Raw genomic sequence first — 15,254 nt, 5'->3', positions numbered from 1 at the left:
TACAGGTAAAGCTATATGCAACAGCATTAAGTATATTGCACAATTCAAAATTGATCGACAAGTGACAAACATGACATTCTATAAATATCAAGGAACGGGTAACGACTTTATCATTTTTGATAATCGAGATAGTTCAATTACCTTAACTACAGCACAAGTAAATCACTTATGTGACAGAAAATTTGGGGTAGGCGCCGACGGCTTAATGCTACTGAACCAACAACAAGGCTATGATTTTGAAATGGTGTATTACAATGCAGATGGCAACGAAAGTACCATGTGTGGCAATGGTGGTAGGTGTTTAACACAATTTGCCTACGATATGGGCATTAAAAAAGACACACTGAAATTTATAGCTATTGATGGAGAACATGAAGCGACGTTTAGCGACAATTGGGTAAATTTAAAAATGAAAGACGTGGACACTATCATTCAAAATCATGGTGATTTTGTGTTAAATACAGGTAGCCCACATTTAGTACATCCTACTAGCGATGTAATGAATTTTGATGTATACAAAATGGGACGTGAAATAAGGTATAGTGATGGATTTAAAGCTGAAGGCATTAACGTAAACTTTGTAGAAAGCACAGACGAAGACAAAATTATTGTGCGCACTTACGAGCGTGGTGTTGAAAACGAGACCTTAAGTTGCGGAACAGGTGTTACTGCATCGGCTTTAATTTTTGCACATAACGAAAATGGTTTTAACCGTATTGAAGTAACAACCCTAGGCGGTAACCTTGCAGTTGAATTTGATAAAACCGGCGAAAAAACTTTTGAAAATATCTGGCTTTGCGGTCCTGCAACATTCGTGTTTAAAGGCGAGATCGAGATATAGTAACGGGTTTTACTGATAAAATCTAATGTAACAGCATTCATGTATATTGCATAAACTAATAAATAATTGACCATTGGCTTTTCATATTTCACTTTTACATTATGATTCAATATTTTAAAATAATTAATCAGCAAACCATAGAAATTGATAAACTTGAAAATGGTACTTGGGTTAATTTGGTACCACCATTTAAGGAAGAGGAATTTATAGAATTAAGCAATGCCTTGACCATACCTATTGAGTTTTTAAGAGACTCACTAGATATTGACGAAAGACCACGTTTTGAACTTTATGACAATACCAAATTCATTGTTATTAAAACGCCAACCGAAAACAATTCCTTTAACGATAGTGATGCATTTTACATTACCATCCCTATCTGCATTATCTTAACAGATCACCAAATTGTTACAGTAAATAGCTTCGATAATGGTGCCATTAAAAAATTCCTCAACTCTTTCCAGCGACGAAATCCTGAAAATCGTAGCATGATGGTGCTAAAGATTTTTGAAAAAGTGGTACAAAACTTTATGGAATTTTTAAAAGAAGTCAACCAACGCAGAAACAAATACGAAACCAGCCTTTATGAAAGCAATAGCAATGAAGATTTATTAAATTTAATGCGTATACAAAAAAGTTTGGTGTACTTTATTACCGCCTTGCGCAGTAATGAAATGTTATTGATGAAGCTAGAACGCACCAACTTTTTAGGTCTTACAGATGAAGAAAAAGAGTTTATGCTAGATTTAATTGTAGATACAAGCCAAGCGCTTGAAATGGCGAATACCTACACCAATATTTTAACAAGTTCGCAATATGCCTTCAACAGTATTATTAGCAATCATGCAAATACTGTGATGAAACGTTTATCCGCTATCACTATTATCTTATTATTACCAATATTGGTGGCCATTATATTCTCTATGAATACATTAATAACAATCTCAATACCTAGCTTTACTTTCAACATTACCATTGCCGTAACGATTATTATATCAGTAATTATCAGCACATATTTTATTAAGAAAAAATGGTTTTAAGGCAAATAGGTATTTGTTTGGCCAGCGATAGTACTACTATTTAATATCGTTGCGTCGCACACTTGTACGTCCTGTACTTTGCTTAGCAACTATTAGAAACATCAACGGCACGCTGTAAGCGTGCCGTTGATTAGAATAGATACATGATTAATTATTTTACTACAGAAGTACTGTCGGCACGTTGCTGAATTAAGAAGTAACTTCCAAATAATAAACCCGAAAACACCGCAGTACCCGTTAAACTACCTTGATAAAAAGGTAAACCATCTGCTAAACAAGCCAACATGCCATCCAATGTTTTTGGATGATGATAACCCCCACCACTTGCCCAAACTAATAAATTAGATACTAAGAAATAAGCGGTAGGTGCTGCTAAAATACCTCCGATAATGCTACCAATTTTATTCATTTTTACTGCAAAACCAATAACCGTTAAGCCAGCAAATAACAAATAGTTCGTTACTTGACCGCTATAAAAACCTTTGGTTTGGCTAAGACCACTCGCATACAATACTTGGTACAAAGCATCGCTAATAAACATGGATAATAATGGCAATAAAAAGGCCCATTTTTTATTATTCACAAACAAGGCACCACCAAATAAAGCCATAGCAATTTGTGGTGCAAAGCCAAATGGACGGTTAGGGATAATGCGGTAAAGGGATGCCATTAGAATCAACAATACCAAAGAAATAACGATGTTTTTATTCAACTTCATAGTCAAGTGTTTCGATAACAAAAATAGGCTGAAAATGCAACCCTACAAATCCTATTTTCCTCATTGGTGGATAAGCATGCATTATTAGTAGGATTAAGGTACAAAAGCTTTGTACAAAACACATTTTCCAGAGGCTTCAATTTTATAAGTTTCACCAGGTAAAATGGCTACTGATTCACCTTGTTTTAAAACAATATTTCTACTACTATTAATCACAGCGCCACCTTCTACTGCAATCATGATTTCTAGTGAACTAGCTGTGGCTTCATGACTATTGCCTTGCAAACTAATTTTATGAATACCAAAATCTGGTACTGGGCAAGGATAATACACCGCATGATTACCTATATCGTTACCCTTCATTACGTTAGGTTTTACACCTTCAAACAAGGTATGTTTTAATAACTCTGGCACATCTATATGTTTAGGTGTAAGGCCGCCACGTAACACATTGTCACTATTGGCCATTAACTCTACATTCTGCCCTTCTAAGTAAGCATGTGGCACACCTGCTCCTTGAAATACCGCTTCGCCAGCTTCTGCTTTTACAATATTGAAGAAGTAAATAGAAAAAACACCTTTGTCAATATTCACCACTTCATCTTTCCCTTCAAATAATTTCGCTACCCACCAACCTGCATCATGTTTAGTAAGCTCGTTGTGCGCCTTACGGCGCAACTCACGCTTTACCAAGGGTGCGAGCATATTATCTACATATACTTGATCCATTTCCATTACCATTTGGTACAAGCCTTTGTAGCCACCTTTTTTGAATAAAGGCATCAGCACATTAAATTCCTGTACCTCTATTAAGGTTTGCATCAAATCGTCTTTTTGCTTAAACCCATGTAGCAACCAAAACTCACTCAAAGCTACCATTACTTCGGGCTTGTGGTTTCTATCTTTATAATTACGATGTGGCGCATTAATGGGTATACCTGCTGCTTGCTCGGCATCAAAACCTTTGGCAGCTTCAGTTTTTGTAGGATGCACCTGAATAGACAACATATCTTTTACATCCAGTATTTTGAAAAGATATGGCAATTCGCCAAATTGCTCAAAAACCTTGCTAGTAATGGTTTCAGCAGGATTACTCGCAATTAATTCATTTAATGCAACTGACGTTGTATCATCACTAATAATAGACGCGGCAGAAGGATGCGCACCCATCCAATACTCTGCACAGGGTTTATTATCTATATTATCAAAGCCTAACAATGCTGGTAAAAAGCTATAACCGCCCCATGCATAGTTTTGCACTTTTCCTTTTAAATGAAATGTTTTTCCATTCAGTTTCATGTGTAGTTGTTTATTGGTTTCAATTGGATATATCGTATAATCACGGTAAATTATCAATGCGTTTGGTATAAATTAGCATAAAAATTTTATGATTATCTCACAGTATACTTTAATGTCACGAAATTAAGTATGACGCACCACAAACGCACAGGAAATAAAGGCGAATTATTAGCCGAAGCCTATTTAATTGAGAAAAATTACAGCATTATTGCTAAAAATTGGCGACACAAGCATTTGGAAATAGACATTATTGCTAGCCTTAATAATAAGTTACACTTTGTAGAGGTAAAAACAAGAACCAATGCCAAATTTGGTTTGCCAGAAGAAAGTATTAGTCAAGCCAAAATGAATCACCTAAAAAAAGCGGCCGAGGAATATTTGTACCAACATCCAGAATGGCTGAAAATACAGTTTGATGTGATTGCTATTACTTTAAAAAAAGGCGAAATACCTGAGATTTTTATGATTGAAGATGTGTTCTTTTAGACATGTATAACACAATTAAAGCGAATTATACAAATTGATAAAATAAAAATCCCTAACAATTGCTTGCTGGGGATTTTTTTTAAACCAATCAAATACATTGATTATAAACCAAATAAACCACTGTTTAGCAGTTGTAATGTTTTTGTTCTGTATTCGTTTGGCACTAATAATGAGATATTGTGATGGCTACCACCATAGCTCACCATGGTTACTGGTATTTCGTTGATAGCAATGAATAATTTTTGTAAAACGCTTTCTGTTTTTGCAATTTCATTACCTACAATAGATACAATACTTTGGTTGGTTTCAACTTCTACATGACCAAATGGTTCTAATTCTTGTACTATTTCCTTCAAGAATTCAGCGCTATCAATGGTTACAGATACTGCTACTTCAGAAGTCGTAATCATATCAATTGAGGTTTTGTATTTTTCAAATACCTCAAATACTTTTCTTAAAAAGCCATAAGCCAATAGCATACGGCTGCTCTTAATTTTAATAGCAATAATGCCATCTTTTGCAGCCACAGCTTTAATACCTACGCTACCTGCTTCTTTGGTAATAACTGTACCTACGGCTTCTGGCTGCATGGTATTTAATAGCTTAACAGGCACGTTTTCTTGTTGGGCTGGCCAAATACAAGTTGGGTGTAAAATTTTAGCTCCAAAATAAGCTAACTCAGCCGCTTCGTCAAAGCTCAATTGTTCTATTGCATTCGTTTTTTCAACAATACGAGGGTCATTATTGTGCATACCATCTATGTCAGTCCATATTTCACACACTGTTGCATTTACAGCCGCAGCTACAAGCGATGCAGTATAATCGCTACCGCCACGTTTTAAATTATCTACCTCGCCTCTTGCATTTTTACAGATATAACCTTGCGTAATGAAAAGTTTTTTAGACGCATATTGTGCTAAAATTGGTGTTAGTTTCGCTCTTATTGCTTCTACATGTGGCTCACCATTGGCATCAATACTCATAAAGTCTAATGCAGGTAATAATTGATGGTCAATACCTTGTTCTTCTAAAAATACACAGAACAATTTGGTACTTAGCAACTCGCCTTGTGCCAATATATCTTTATACAACGCATCGCTGAAAGAAATGCGTAGGATGATGTTTAAAAATTCGAAATGTTCGCTCACAATAGCATTAGCTTTAGCTTGCGCCTCGGTACCGCTAGCAAGTAATAATACAAAACTTCTATAATGTGCTTCTAATTTATCTATGGATTGCCTCGCAGCCTCACGGTCGCTCTTGGCTAAATGGTTACTAATTTCTACCAACGAATTGGTAGTGCCGCTTAATGCACTTAATACCACAATTTTTGGTTCAGCATCTTTGGTAATTAATTGCGCCACTTGATGCATACGTTCTGGCTTACCTACGCTAGTACCGCCAAATTTCATTATTTTCATTACCCTACTTTTTTTGTGGGTGCAAATATATACCTAGTTTAAAATGATAAGTCGAATGTTTTTGAGGCGGTTTTTTATGCCTAACATATGTTTTTGTAATTATCAGTTTTAGAGGTAAATTATGCTTATCGGCAGCCTTGCTTTTCCTTACTTTTGCAGCCCTAATTGCTTGTTTTATTAAAAATAATTGAAGTGATTAGAATTGAATTTTACCGCAAAAAGATTTAGAGAAAACTACAAGCAATGGAATTATCAAAAAACTTTGAACCGCAAGCTATAGAGCTAAAATGGATGGATGTATGGAACGAAAAAGGCTACTTTAAAAGTGTGCCCGATGCGAGAGAAGCTTATACTGTGGTTATTCCACCGCCAAATGTTACCGGTGTGTTACACATGGGTCATTGCTTAAATAATACCATTCAAGATATTTTGGTGCGTCGTGCTAGAATGATGGGCAAAAATGCTTGCTGGGTGCCTGGTACAGACCATGCTTCTATTGCCACAGAAGCCAAAGTAGTAGCCATGTTGCGTGAAAGAGGCATTGCAAAATCATCTTTAACAAGAGAAGAATTTTTAGGTTATGCCTGGGAATGGAAAGAGAAATACGGTGGCATTATTTTACAACAATTAAAAAAGCTAGGCTGTAGTTTAGATTGGGATAGAACATCATTTACCATGGATGATGATTACTACAAAGCTGTGATTAAAATATTTGTCCAGCTACATCAAGAAGGCATCATTTACCGTGGCTTAAGAATGGTAAACTGGGATCCTGCAAGTAAAACGGCTTTAAGTGATGAGGAAGTAATTTTTAAAGAAATTGATAGCAAGCTTTACTATGTAAAATATCCTTTGGTAGAAGACAACAGCAAGTACATGATGGTTGCTACTACAAGACCAGAAACCATTTTAGGTGATGTGGCTATTTGTGTAAATCCAAATGACGAGCGCTATAAAGCATGGATTGGTAAAGAAGTTATTGTGCCACTTATTAACCGTAAAATACCAATTATTGCAGACGAGTATGTAGATGCTGAATTTGGTACAGGTGCTTTGAAAATTACACCAGCCCACGATAAAAACGATAATGAAATAGGTAGAAAGCACAATCTTAAAACCATTGATACGCTTGATGCAGAAGGCAAGTTTACTGCTGAACAATTAATGGACGAAAACCCATCAGCGCAGATATTGGCTTATAATGGTGTAGATAGATTTGCGTTAAGAAAACAAATTGCTGAAGACATTGCAGCGCTTGATCAAATTGAAAAAATTGAAGAGTACAAAGGTCAAGTAGGTACTAGTGAAAGAACGGGTGCTGTTATTGAAAGTAGATTGAGCTTACAATGGTTTGTAGATATGAAAGCATTTTTGGCAAAGCATCCAGAAACGCTTACAACCGTTATGAACGATGAAATTACGTTTCATCCTACCAAGCTAAAAAACACTTATAACCATTGGTTGAGTAATATTAAAGATTGGTGCATTTCTCGTCAACTTTGGTGGGGGCAGCAAATTCCTGCATGGTATGATAATTCAGGCAATTGTGTAGTGGCAGAAACTGAGCAAGAAGCAATAGCATTGTACAATTCGAAATTTCAAATTCCAAATCAGCAACTTACAAGAGATGAAGATTGCTTAGACACTTGGTTCTCATCTTGGTTGTGGCCAATGGAAGTTTTTAAAGGCATTAGTAATCCTCATAACGAAGAAGTAAATTACTACTACCCTACTACCACTTTGGTGACAGGGCAGGATATTATATTTTTTTGGGTGGCAAGAATGATTATGGCCGGCTACGCATTTAAAGGCGAATTACCATTTAAAGATGTGTATTTTACTGGTATGGTGCGTGACAAGCAAGGCCGTAAAATGAGTAAGCAATTGGGTAATAGCCCAGATTTATTAGGTTTAATTGATAAGTATGGTGCCGATGCAGTACGCTTTGGCATTATGTTCTCTTCGCCTGCTGGCAACGATTTAATGTTTGATGAAGCATCACTTGAACAAGGTAGAAACTTTAATAACAAGCTTTGGAATGCTTTGAAATTGGTGAAAATGTGGGAAGGAAGACAGTCGACCGATAACAGTCAACAGACCACAGAAAGTAATTTTGCCACTACTTGGTTTGAAAATAGACTAGCACAAGTGCAAATTGAAGTAGATGGTTTAATGGCGCAGTTTAAAATTAGCGAAGCCTTAAAAGTGATTTATAGCCTTATTTGGGATGATTTCTGTAGTTGGTATTTAGAATGGGTAAAACCAGGTTTTGAACAACCAATTAGTGCAAATATTTATAACAAAACCATTGGCTTTTTCGAGCAGTTAATGCAACTGATGCATCCTTTTACACCATTTGTTACCGAAGAAATTTTTGGATTATTAAAAGCGCAAACAGAAAGTTTGTGTGTAAAGCAATTCGCTCAAATTTCAAATCCTAAATCAGAAATTCTTGTAGAAGCAGAATTATTAAAACAAGTCATTACTGCTATTCGCGAAGCAAGAAATAAGAACCAAATCAAACCAAAAGAAACCATCAAGTTATCTATACAAACTAGCAATCAAGAGAGTTTCAATGGCATTGCAAGCATATTGTCTAAACAAGTAAATGCTGAAGCCATTACGTTTACTAATGAAGCGATTGCAAATAATATTGTAGTTGCAGTAGAACAAGATAAATTCTTTTTGCAAGCAGAAAGAGCAGTTGATACTGTGGCTCTAAAAGCAGAACTAGAAAAGGACTTAGCGTATCAGCAAAACTTTTTGCAAAGCGTATTGAAGAAATTATCTAACGAACGTTTTGTGCAAAATGCAAAACCAGAAGTGATAGAATTTGAACGCAAAAAACAAGCTGACGCAGAAGCAAGAATTAAAACCATTGAAGAAAGCTTAAGCAGTCTATAATTTGGAATGTGCAATTTGAAATTAATGATGCAAAAGATAAAAGCGTTTGTATTTATTTTATTTATTTCCTTGAATACCCATGCACAAAACTGGGAGGTAAACTTGCTGAATAATATTAACCCGCAACAACCATCTTCTGGCTTTTGGCAAAAAACATCATCGTCTACTTACGCCGTAAGCGTTGGTGTGCCTGCAACTCAGTTGATTGTAGGTTTTATTAAAAAAGATAGACAACTACAAAAGCAAGGTTGGGAAACTGTTGGAGCTTTGGCTATTAATACATTGGTAACACAAGGTTTAAAGTACACCATCAACCGAGAAAGACCTTACGAGAAATACCCATTACTTATTCACCCATATCAAATTGAAGGTGATAAATCGTTTCCTTCTGGCCATACATCCACTGCATTTGCAGTGGCTACTTCGCTATCATTACAATATAAAAAATGGTATGTAGTTGTGCCTGCTTATGCTTGGGCTTCTAGCGTTGGCTATTCTCGTTTATATTTGGGCGAACATTACCCTACCGATGTATTAGCTGGGGCGGCCATTGGTGCTGGTAGTGCTTGTCTAAGTCGATATCTAAATAAAAAGTTGTTCACTAAAAAGACACACTAACATATGCTTGCTGAAATAAGAATTGCGACTATAAGAGATATAAATGCTATTCAAAATATTGCTTATACTACTTGGCCAACAGCCTATAAGCGCATCATCACTAGCGAACAAATTGAGTATATGCTTGAGAAGATGTATAGCCAAGATGTGTTGGAAAATCAATTTTATGAAGGCATACAGTTTTTAGTAGCAGAGGTAGACAATGAGATTGTTGGTTTTGCATCGTATGGACTGCTGCAAGACAATATTTACAAACTACACAAGCTGTATGTAAACCCTGATGTACAAAAATCTGGCGCGGGCAAGGCCTTACTAAAAGAAGTACTGAATAAAGTAATTAAACTTGGAGGTAAGCAATTGGAACTACAAGTAAATAGAAAAAATAAAGCCGTTGGTTTTTACGAAAAAATGGGCTTTGAAATTGTAAAATCAGAAGACTTTTATTTTGGCGAAGGCTTTTATATGAATGATTACGTCATGAGTATAAACTTATAATTACACACCTATAATCGCTTTTTCGGCAATATTATTCAAATATTTATTCGAAGCGGCATAGCCAATAAATCTGCCTGTAGACTTATGCAAATACCGCATAATAAAATCTACTTGTTGGCTTTTTTGCCAATCGTTTTGTAATGATTTTTTTAAACGTGCATCATATCGCTGCAAATAGTCTGCACCAAACGCCTGCGCTTGTAAACTAGCAACACATTGTTCTGCTGCACACATACCTTGAAACACCGCATGACCAACGCCCCAACCAGTTAACGGATTGACACCACTTCCAGACGAACCAGCTAGCAATACTCTTTCGGCAGAAAAACTTTGATTCTTATTTGCTGTTGATGGTAACGAAGCACCTTTAACTTTTTCTACTAAAACTGCGTTAGCCATAATATTCTTTACCTGAGGTTGCTGCTGTATCACTTGCTGCAACAAGGTTTCAGCATTGAAGCCATGTTTACTCGCATAGCGTTTTAAAATAAACATTTCCACCGTGTACAAGCCTTTTGGCAGCTTATTAATAAACAAATAGCCATTCGCTGGTTTGTTAATTAAGTACACTTGAAAACCATGCGGCTCTGTAATGTTTAAATTGCGGTAGTAGCCCCTTGCGGCCAATAAAAAATGGTCAGGCGAAACTTGTTTTGCTTGATTTGCCAACATCGATAAATTGCCAGTTGCTATTATTACAAGTTCACTTTTAGTACTATCATTTGCAGTAATAATCTCAATATTATTTGTATGCGTAACAATTTTATTGACCGATTCGCCTGTACAAAGCTTCGCATATGGACTTTTTAGTACTTCAGCCCGTAAAAAAGTATCAAAGTCTTTTCTGTAAGTGCTATATCTACTTACCGCATTGTGCTTAGCAGCGTCTATATATAGCCCCTTGCCTTTATGGTTAAAATATTGGTATTGTTCTATTGGCTGTAATACTTGCTCAGTAAGCATTGCAGGCAATAAATTCGTGTCGAGTTTGTTCAATACATTGGCTAGCCTGCCATCATAACATTCCCCGCAAACCTTATCACCTATCTCTTTTTTGCGTTCAAAAATAGTATGCTTCACACCATACTTGCTTAGAAATAAAGAAGCCACAAGCCCTGCTGGGCCAGCACCTACGATGCAAACAGGTGTATCTATCATAACTAGAAATGCTATTTAGTCAATATTACAAGTTTTAAAAGTAATTGTTTTCAAGTTTCAACTAAACTTAAATGCGAAAGCAATAATGTAAATTGCGTAATCTAAAATTAATTGACCATTGACCATTGACCATTGACCATTGACTATTGACCATTGACCATTGACCATTGACCATTGACCATTGACCATTGACCATTGACCATTGACCATTGACCATTGACTACACCACCACATGCGTTTGCTTAATCACGCCCATTACAAATACACTTTGCACATGACCCAAATTACCTGTTTCGCTTAGCTTATTTACATGAAAGTGGTAATAATCATCCATATTTTCAGCTACTACTTTTAGCATAAAGTCAAATTCGCCGCTAATATTATAGCACTCTATCACCTCAGGCATGGCATTAATCATTTGTATAAACTCAGTACCAGCGGTTTTATCATGTTGCTTTAGCGATACATAGCAAATCACCATCAAGCCCTTTTTCACCTTGCTATGGTCTACCAAAGTAGCATATTGTTTTATCACACCATTTTGTTCCATACGCTTTATGCGTTCATGCACAGGCGTAGTGCTTAAGTGTATTGCATCAGCTATTTCTTTTACGGTTGCTTTAGCATTTTGCTGAAGTAAGCGTAAAATGGCAAGGTCTTTATCGTCTAGCACTAAAACCTCGTTGGTGGATTGTTCTTTTTTAATGGCTTTTGACATGGCTTTATAGTTATTTGTTCTTTACAGCAATCAAATTTGCCAACTATTTCCCAAATAAAATTAAATAACACCAACTTTATCCTACCAAACTATATTTGTCATCTAAATTTAAAACATGTCTACTTTATCAAAATCAATCGATTTTAGCTTACCATACAAGGTAGCTGATATTAGCCTTGCTGAATGGGGTCGTAAAGAAATCCGTTTGGCAGAAGCTGAAATGCCAGGTTTAATGGCTATCCGTGAAGAATATGGCCCTAGCCAACCATTAAAAGGTGCACGTATTGCAGGCTGCTTACACATGACTATTCAAACTGCGGTTTTAATTGAAACTTTGGTGGCTTTGGGTGCTGAGGTAAAATGGAGCTCTTGCAATATCTTCTCTACACAAGATCAAGCTGCTGCTGCTATTGCTGCTGCTGGTATTGGCGTTTTTGCTTGGAAAGGTCAAACACAAGAAGAAGCGGATTGGTGTATTGAACAAACCTTGTTCTTTGGTGGTGCTGACCGTCCTTTAAACATGATTTTAGACGATGGGGGCGATTTAACCAATATGGTATTTGATACTTATCCTGAATTAGTGGCTAACATTAAAGGTTTAAGTGAAGAAACTACTACAGGCGTTCACCGCTTGTACGAGCGTATGGCTAAAGGTACTTTACCAATTCCTGCAATTAACGTCAACGACAGCGTTACAAAATCTAAATTCGATAACAAATACGGTTGTAAAGAAAGTTTGGTAGATGCCATTCGTAGAGCTACTGACGTAATGATGGCTGGTAAAGTTGCGGTTGTAGGTTCTTACGGTGATGTAGGTAAAGGTTCTGCTGCTTCTTTATTAGGTGCAGGTTGCCGTGTTATTGTTACCGAAATTGATCCTATTTGTGCGTTGCAAGCTGCAATGGATGGTTTTGAGGTAAAACCAATGCACAAAGCTGTTGCTGAGGCTGACATTATTGTTACTGCATCGGGCTGTCGTGACTTGATTACTGAAAAACATTTCCGTTTGATGAAAGACAAAGCGATTGTATGTAATATCGGTCACTTTGATATTGAAATAGATATGGCTTGGTTAAACAAAAACTATGGTCATACAAAAGATACCATCAAACCACAAGTTGACATCTACAACATTGATGGTAAAGACATCATCATTTTGGCTGAAGGTCGTTTGGTAAACTTAGGTTGTGCTACTGGTCACCCAAGTTTTGTAATGAGTAACAGCTTTAGTAACCAAACTTTAGCGCAAGTAGAATTATGGACAAACCACGCTGCTTACGAAAATAAAGTATATGTGTTACCAAAAACGTTGGATGAGAAAGTTGCCCGTTTACACCTCGCTAAAATTGGTGTAGAACTAGATGTATTAACACCAGAACAAGCTGCTTACTTAGGCATTCCACAAAATGGGCCTTTCAAAAGCGACATGTACAGATATTAATTTGAGATTTCTGATTTCTGATTTGAGATTAATAGTGAAAGCCGTTTCGAAGTTTCGAAACGGCTTTTTTATGTCGTCACTTCGCTGTACGAAGTCTCTGACTTCGTAACTAATATGTTAGAGAGAGTCTGCGACTCTAAAGAACATAAAACATGCTAAGTCAGAGACTTCACACAGCAATTCAAGTTATTTTGTGACAAACATAAGCACTACTATTTAGCATTTGTTTAGCCTTAGGCGGACACTTGTAAGTTTGCATATCTTTATCAGATTTTATCTAGACTAATTTTTCGCTAGTTTTAGATTTATTGATTGTCCAAGTCACCATTTTTCAATTGGTGTTTTATAAGCACTTTAACATAATGCCTATCACGGCGGCTTCGTTTAGCATCGGCTCTTTTGGTGTTACGTTTGTCTTTTACAATACGGTCTAGATTGTTAAGGTCATCAAGCGCTTTAACGTCATTAACAGAAGTTCGCTTTGGCATTGCTATTTAGTTTAATAATCTTCTAAGATAACAAGCACCGAAACAATTTGTTGTACAATAGGCGCATATCTAAGCCAGCATAAAATCTTCGAAAATCCGCTCCATCAGCGTCATCAGCTTTCCTAACCACCCTAGGTTTTGCTAGAATTGCTCACCATATCTTTTAGCTTGTCTATTTCTACTTCACTTAAATAACGCCACTTGCCAAGGGCAATACTATCTAGTTTTATGTGCATAATGCGCACACGTTGTAGGCTCGTTACGGTATAATCAAAGTGTTCGCACATACGGCGAATTTGGCGGTTAAGCCCTTGTGTGAGTATAATTCTAAAAGTGTGGGTACTTACTTTTTTTACAATACAGGGCTTTGTTAGGCCATCTTTTATGCGTACACCAGCCGCCATCTTTTGCATAAAATAGCCATCTACAGGCTTATTTACTTTTACAATATATTCTTTCTCGTGGTTATTGCCTGCACGTAATATTTTATTCACAATATCACCATCATTGGTTAAAAAGATGAGTCCTTCAGAGTCTTTATCCAATCTACCAATAGGAAAAATGCGCTTGGGATATTTAATGTAGGCGATAATATTACCGGGTATTTTTTCTTCGCTGGTAGTTGTAATCCCCACAGGCTTATTAAAAGCCAAGTACACCAGTTTTTCCTGTTTTTTGGGCTTATCAGCAGTGGTTATTAAGCTACCATCTACCTCAACCGAATCACCAGGATTGTAACGGTTACCAAGCTGTGCAGGTTGGTCATTTAGCAATACCCTACCTTGTGTAATTAAATTATCAGCTTCGCGGCGAGAACAATAGCCCGTATCACTGATAAACTTATTAAGACTAATTGAATTGGGATTCAAAATATACAATTGATTATTAGCTGCGAAAATACCTTAAATAGTGCGAAAGCCTAAACACAAAAAAGAGGCTTCTGGAAAGAAGCCCCCGTATTATAACCCTGCTGCATAAAAAACTATTTACTAGACTTTTGGTGGTTCGATAAGTTTAAAGCAGGTTTTAATTTATTTATTTTATCCCTTACTCTTTTATAAATGGTTGTTGCAAGTGAAAATCGGTACCGCTTATTTGCAATAAATAATTACCGCCTGCAAGGTTGGCAATATCTACAGAAACTTGTGATGTACCTATAGCTAATTGGCTAGATTGTTTTACTAAAATTTTTCCTTGTGCATCGGTAATAATAATGGTAGCAGCACCCGCTTTTAAAGTAGTTATTTGCGCTTTTAAAGTAGTAGATACAGGATTTGGATAAATATTTAGACGAAGTTTAGCACTATTAGCTACCGTTACTGTTACAATGCTACTATAGGTTTTACTACCATCTTTATCTAATATTTCCAACCTATAATAAATGGTATTAGGCAAATTAGTATTAGCAAATTGGTTAAAGACTTGCAAGCATAATCGTAAGACGTAATAGCATAATAATCGTATTAGTCTCTAATATCTTTATTTGATAACTCTCAATAAATACTTTCAAAAGCCGAATAAAATTATTACCAGGGCTAATTCAATATTCTTCCAAACCTCACAAAGCAAAGCGGCTAATAACTTTCGTTACTAGCCGCTTACTTTTATCTATTCTTACTTCAATTTA

The 15,254-nt window shown here is 36.3% G+C and carries 15 protein-coding genes; 7 read left to right on the top strand and 8 right to left on the bottom strand.

Going from position 1 to position 15,254, the window contains the following annotated elements; translation table 11 throughout:
- Positions 1 to 70: 70 nt before the first annotated feature.
- Together dapF and ACFOW1_RS16405 are read left to right on the top strand one after the other, a co-directional pair.
- Positions 71 to 841, top strand: a complete 771-nt coding sequence (dapF, locus tag ACFOW1_RS16410; RefSeq protein ID WP_379015787.1) for a diaminopimelate epimerase — start codon at positions 71 to 73, stop codon at positions 839 to 841.
- A 101-nt stretch (positions 842 to 942) separates the two neighbouring features.
- Positions 943 to 1,881, top strand: a complete 939-nt coding sequence (locus tag ACFOW1_RS16405; protein ID WP_379015785.1) for a magnesium transporter CorA family protein — start codon at positions 943 to 945, stop codon at positions 1,879 to 1,881.
- A 151-nt stretch (positions 1,882 to 2,032) separates the two neighbouring features.
- Here the strand turns inward: ACFOW1_RS16405 and ACFOW1_RS16400 are convergent, their stop codons facing one another.
- Positions 2,033 to 2,599 (bottom strand): DUF6580 family putative transport protein, encoded by a 567-nt coding sequence (locus ACFOW1_RS16400; RefSeq protein ID WP_379015784.1) that lies wholly within the window; start codon positions 2,597 to 2,599, stop codon positions 2,033 to 2,035.
- A 93-nt stretch (positions 2,600 to 2,692) separates the two neighbouring features.
- Positions 2,693 to 3,898 (bottom strand): mannose-6-phosphate isomerase, class I, encoded by a 1,206-nt coding sequence (gene manA, locus ACFOW1_RS16395; RefSeq protein ID WP_379015783.1) that lies wholly within the window; start codon positions 3,896 to 3,898, stop codon positions 2,693 to 2,695.
- A gap of 129 nt (positions 3,899 to 4,027) precedes the next feature.
- Here manA and ACFOW1_RS16390 point away from each other — a divergent pair, with 129 nt between their 5' ends.
- Positions 4,028 to 4,384, top strand: coding sequence for a YraN family protein (locus tag ACFOW1_RS16390; RefSeq protein ID WP_379015782.1), 357 nt, complete (start codon positions 4,028 to 4,030; stop codon positions 4,382 to 4,384).
- Positions 4,385 to 4,485: 101 nt separating this feature from the next.
- Here ACFOW1_RS16390 and ACFOW1_RS16385 read toward each other — a convergent pair whose 3' ends face one another.
- Complete coding sequence (locus tag ACFOW1_RS16385) at positions 4,486 to 5,805, bottom strand: aspartate kinase (protein WP_379015781.1); 1,320 nt, start codon at positions 5,803 to 5,805, stop codon at positions 4,486 to 4,488.
- Positions 5,806 to 6,048: 243 nt separating this feature from the next.
- On the opposite strand from ACFOW1_RS16385, the gene ACFOW1_RS16380 reads away from it, so the two are divergent.
- The 3 genes from ACFOW1_RS16380 to ACFOW1_RS16370 are packed head-to-tail and all read left to right on the top strand — an operon-like array spanning position 6,049 to position 9,822.
- Complete coding sequence (locus tag ACFOW1_RS16380) at positions 6,049 to 8,709, top strand: valine--tRNA ligase (protein WP_379015779.1); 2,661 nt, start codon at positions 6,049 to 6,051, stop codon at positions 8,707 to 8,709.
- A 24-nt stretch (positions 8,710 to 8,733) separates the two neighbouring features.
- Entirely contained in the window at positions 8,734 to 9,327 is a 594-nt protein-coding gene (locus ACFOW1_RS16375) for a phosphatase PAP2 family protein (RefSeq protein WP_379015777.1), read from the top strand.
- Positions 9,328 to 9,330: 3 nt separating this feature from the next.
- Positions 9,331 to 9,822, top strand: a complete 492-nt coding sequence (locus ACFOW1_RS16370; protein ID WP_379015776.1) for a GNAT family N-acetyltransferase — start codon at positions 9,331 to 9,333, stop codon at positions 9,820 to 9,822.
- Here ACFOW1_RS16370 and ACFOW1_RS16365 read toward each other — a convergent pair whose 3' ends face one another.
- Together ACFOW1_RS16365 and ACFOW1_RS16360 are read right to left on the bottom strand one after the other, a co-directional pair.
- Positions 9,823 to 10,980: an NAD(P)/FAD-dependent oxidoreductase gene (locus ACFOW1_RS16365; RefSeq protein ID WP_379015775.1), complete on the bottom strand. Its 1,158-nt coding sequence runs from the start codon at positions 10,978 to 10,980 to the stop codon at positions 9,823 to 9,825.
- A 220-nt stretch (positions 10,981 to 11,200) separates the two neighbouring features.
- Entirely contained in the window at positions 11,201 to 11,698 is a 498-nt protein-coding gene (locus tag ACFOW1_RS16360) for an Lrp/AsnC family transcriptional regulator (protein WP_379015774.1), read from the bottom strand.
- Positions 11,699 to 11,813: 115 nt separating this feature from the next.
- Between ACFOW1_RS16360 and ahcY the strand changes: the two genes are divergently transcribed.
- On the top strand, positions 11,814 to 13,139 hold the full coding sequence (gene ahcY, locus ACFOW1_RS16355; protein WP_379015773.1) for an adenosylhomocysteinase: 1,326 nt from the start codon (positions 11,814 to 11,816) through the stop codon (positions 13,137 to 13,139).
- A gap of 305 nt (positions 13,140 to 13,444) precedes the next feature.
- Here the strand turns inward: ahcY and ACFOW1_RS16350 are convergent, their stop codons facing one another.
- The 3 genes from ACFOW1_RS16350 to ACFOW1_RS16340 form a co-directional block, all read right to left on the bottom strand.
- The gene (locus ACFOW1_RS16350) at positions 13,445 to 13,627 is read right to left on the bottom strand and encodes a hypothetical protein (protein WP_379015771.1); all 183 of its coding nucleotides are present in this window, start codon (positions 13,625 to 13,627) and stop codon (positions 13,445 to 13,447) included.
- 131 nt (positions 13,628 to 13,758) lie between these two features.
- Positions 13,759 to 14,496 (bottom strand): 23S rRNA pseudouridine(2604) synthase RluF, encoded by a 738-nt coding sequence (rluF, locus tag ACFOW1_RS16345; RefSeq protein ID WP_379015770.1) that lies wholly within the window; start codon positions 14,494 to 14,496, stop codon positions 13,759 to 13,761.
- Positions 14,497 to 14,674: 178 nt separating this feature from the next.
- Positions 14,675 to 15,022 (bottom strand): T9SS type A sorting domain-containing protein, encoded by a 348-nt coding sequence (locus tag ACFOW1_RS16340; protein WP_379015769.1) that lies wholly within the window; start codon positions 15,020 to 15,022, stop codon positions 14,675 to 14,677.
- Positions 15,023 to 15,254 lie beyond the last annotated feature (232 nt).

The organism is Parasediminibacterium paludis (assembly GCF_042651445.1).
Classification (GTDB): Bacteria; Bacteroidota; Bacteroidia; order Chitinophagales; family Chitinophagaceae; genus Parasediminibacterium; species Parasediminibacterium paludis.
This window is presented reverse-complemented; position numbering and strand designations above follow the sequence as displayed.

What these genes read in the sequence shown, in the direction of transcription:
- ACFOW1_RS16360 (WP_379015774.1), bottom strand. Translation starts at nt 11,698, where the DNA reads ATGTCAAAAGCCATTAAAAAAGAACAATCCACCAACGAGGTTTTAGTG.
- dapF (WP_379015787.1), top strand. Translation starts at nt 71, where the DNA reads ATGACATTCTATAAATATCAAGGAACGGGTAACGACTTTATCATTTTT.
- ACFOW1_RS16400 (WP_379015784.1), bottom strand. Translation starts at nt 2,599, where the DNA reads ATGAAGTTGAATAAAAACATCGTTATTTCTTTGGTATTGTTGATTCTA.
- ACFOW1_RS16365 (WP_379015775.1), bottom strand. Translation starts at nt 10,980, where the DNA reads ATGATAGATACACCTGTTTGCATCGTAGGTGCTGGCCCAGCAGGGCTT.
- ACFOW1_RS16350 (WP_379015771.1), bottom strand. Translation starts at nt 13,627, where the DNA reads ATGCCAAAGCGAACTTCTGTTAATGACGTTAAAGCGCTTGATGACCTT.
- ahcY (WP_379015773.1), top strand. Translation starts at nt 11,814, where the DNA reads ATGTCTACTTTATCAAAATCAATCGATTTTAGCTTACCATACAAGGTA.
- ACFOW1_RS16380 (WP_379015779.1), top strand. Translation starts at nt 6,049, where the DNA reads ATGGAATTATCAAAAAACTTTGAACCGCAAGCTATAGAGCTAAAATGG.
- ACFOW1_RS16375 (WP_379015777.1), top strand. Translation starts at nt 8,734, where the DNA reads ATGATGCAAAAGATAAAAGCGTTTGTATTTATTTTATTTATTTCCTTG.
- ACFOW1_RS16405 (WP_379015785.1), top strand. Translation starts at nt 943, where the DNA reads ATGATTCAATATTTTAAAATAATTAATCAGCAAACCATAGAAATTGAT.
- ACFOW1_RS16370 (WP_379015776.1), top strand. Translation starts at nt 9,331, where the DNA reads ATGCTTGCTGAAATAAGAATTGCGACTATAAGAGATATAAATGCTATT.
- manA (WP_379015783.1), bottom strand. Translation starts at nt 3,898, where the DNA reads ATGAAACTGAATGGAAAAACATTTCATTTAAAAGGAAAAGTGCAAAAC.
- ACFOW1_RS16390 (WP_379015782.1), top strand. Translation starts at nt 4,028, where the DNA reads ATGACGCACCACAAACGCACAGGAAATAAAGGCGAATTATTAGCCGAA.
- ACFOW1_RS16385 (WP_379015781.1), bottom strand. Translation starts at nt 5,805, where the DNA reads ATGAAAATAATGAAATTTGGCGGTACTAGCGTAGGTAAGCCAGAACGT.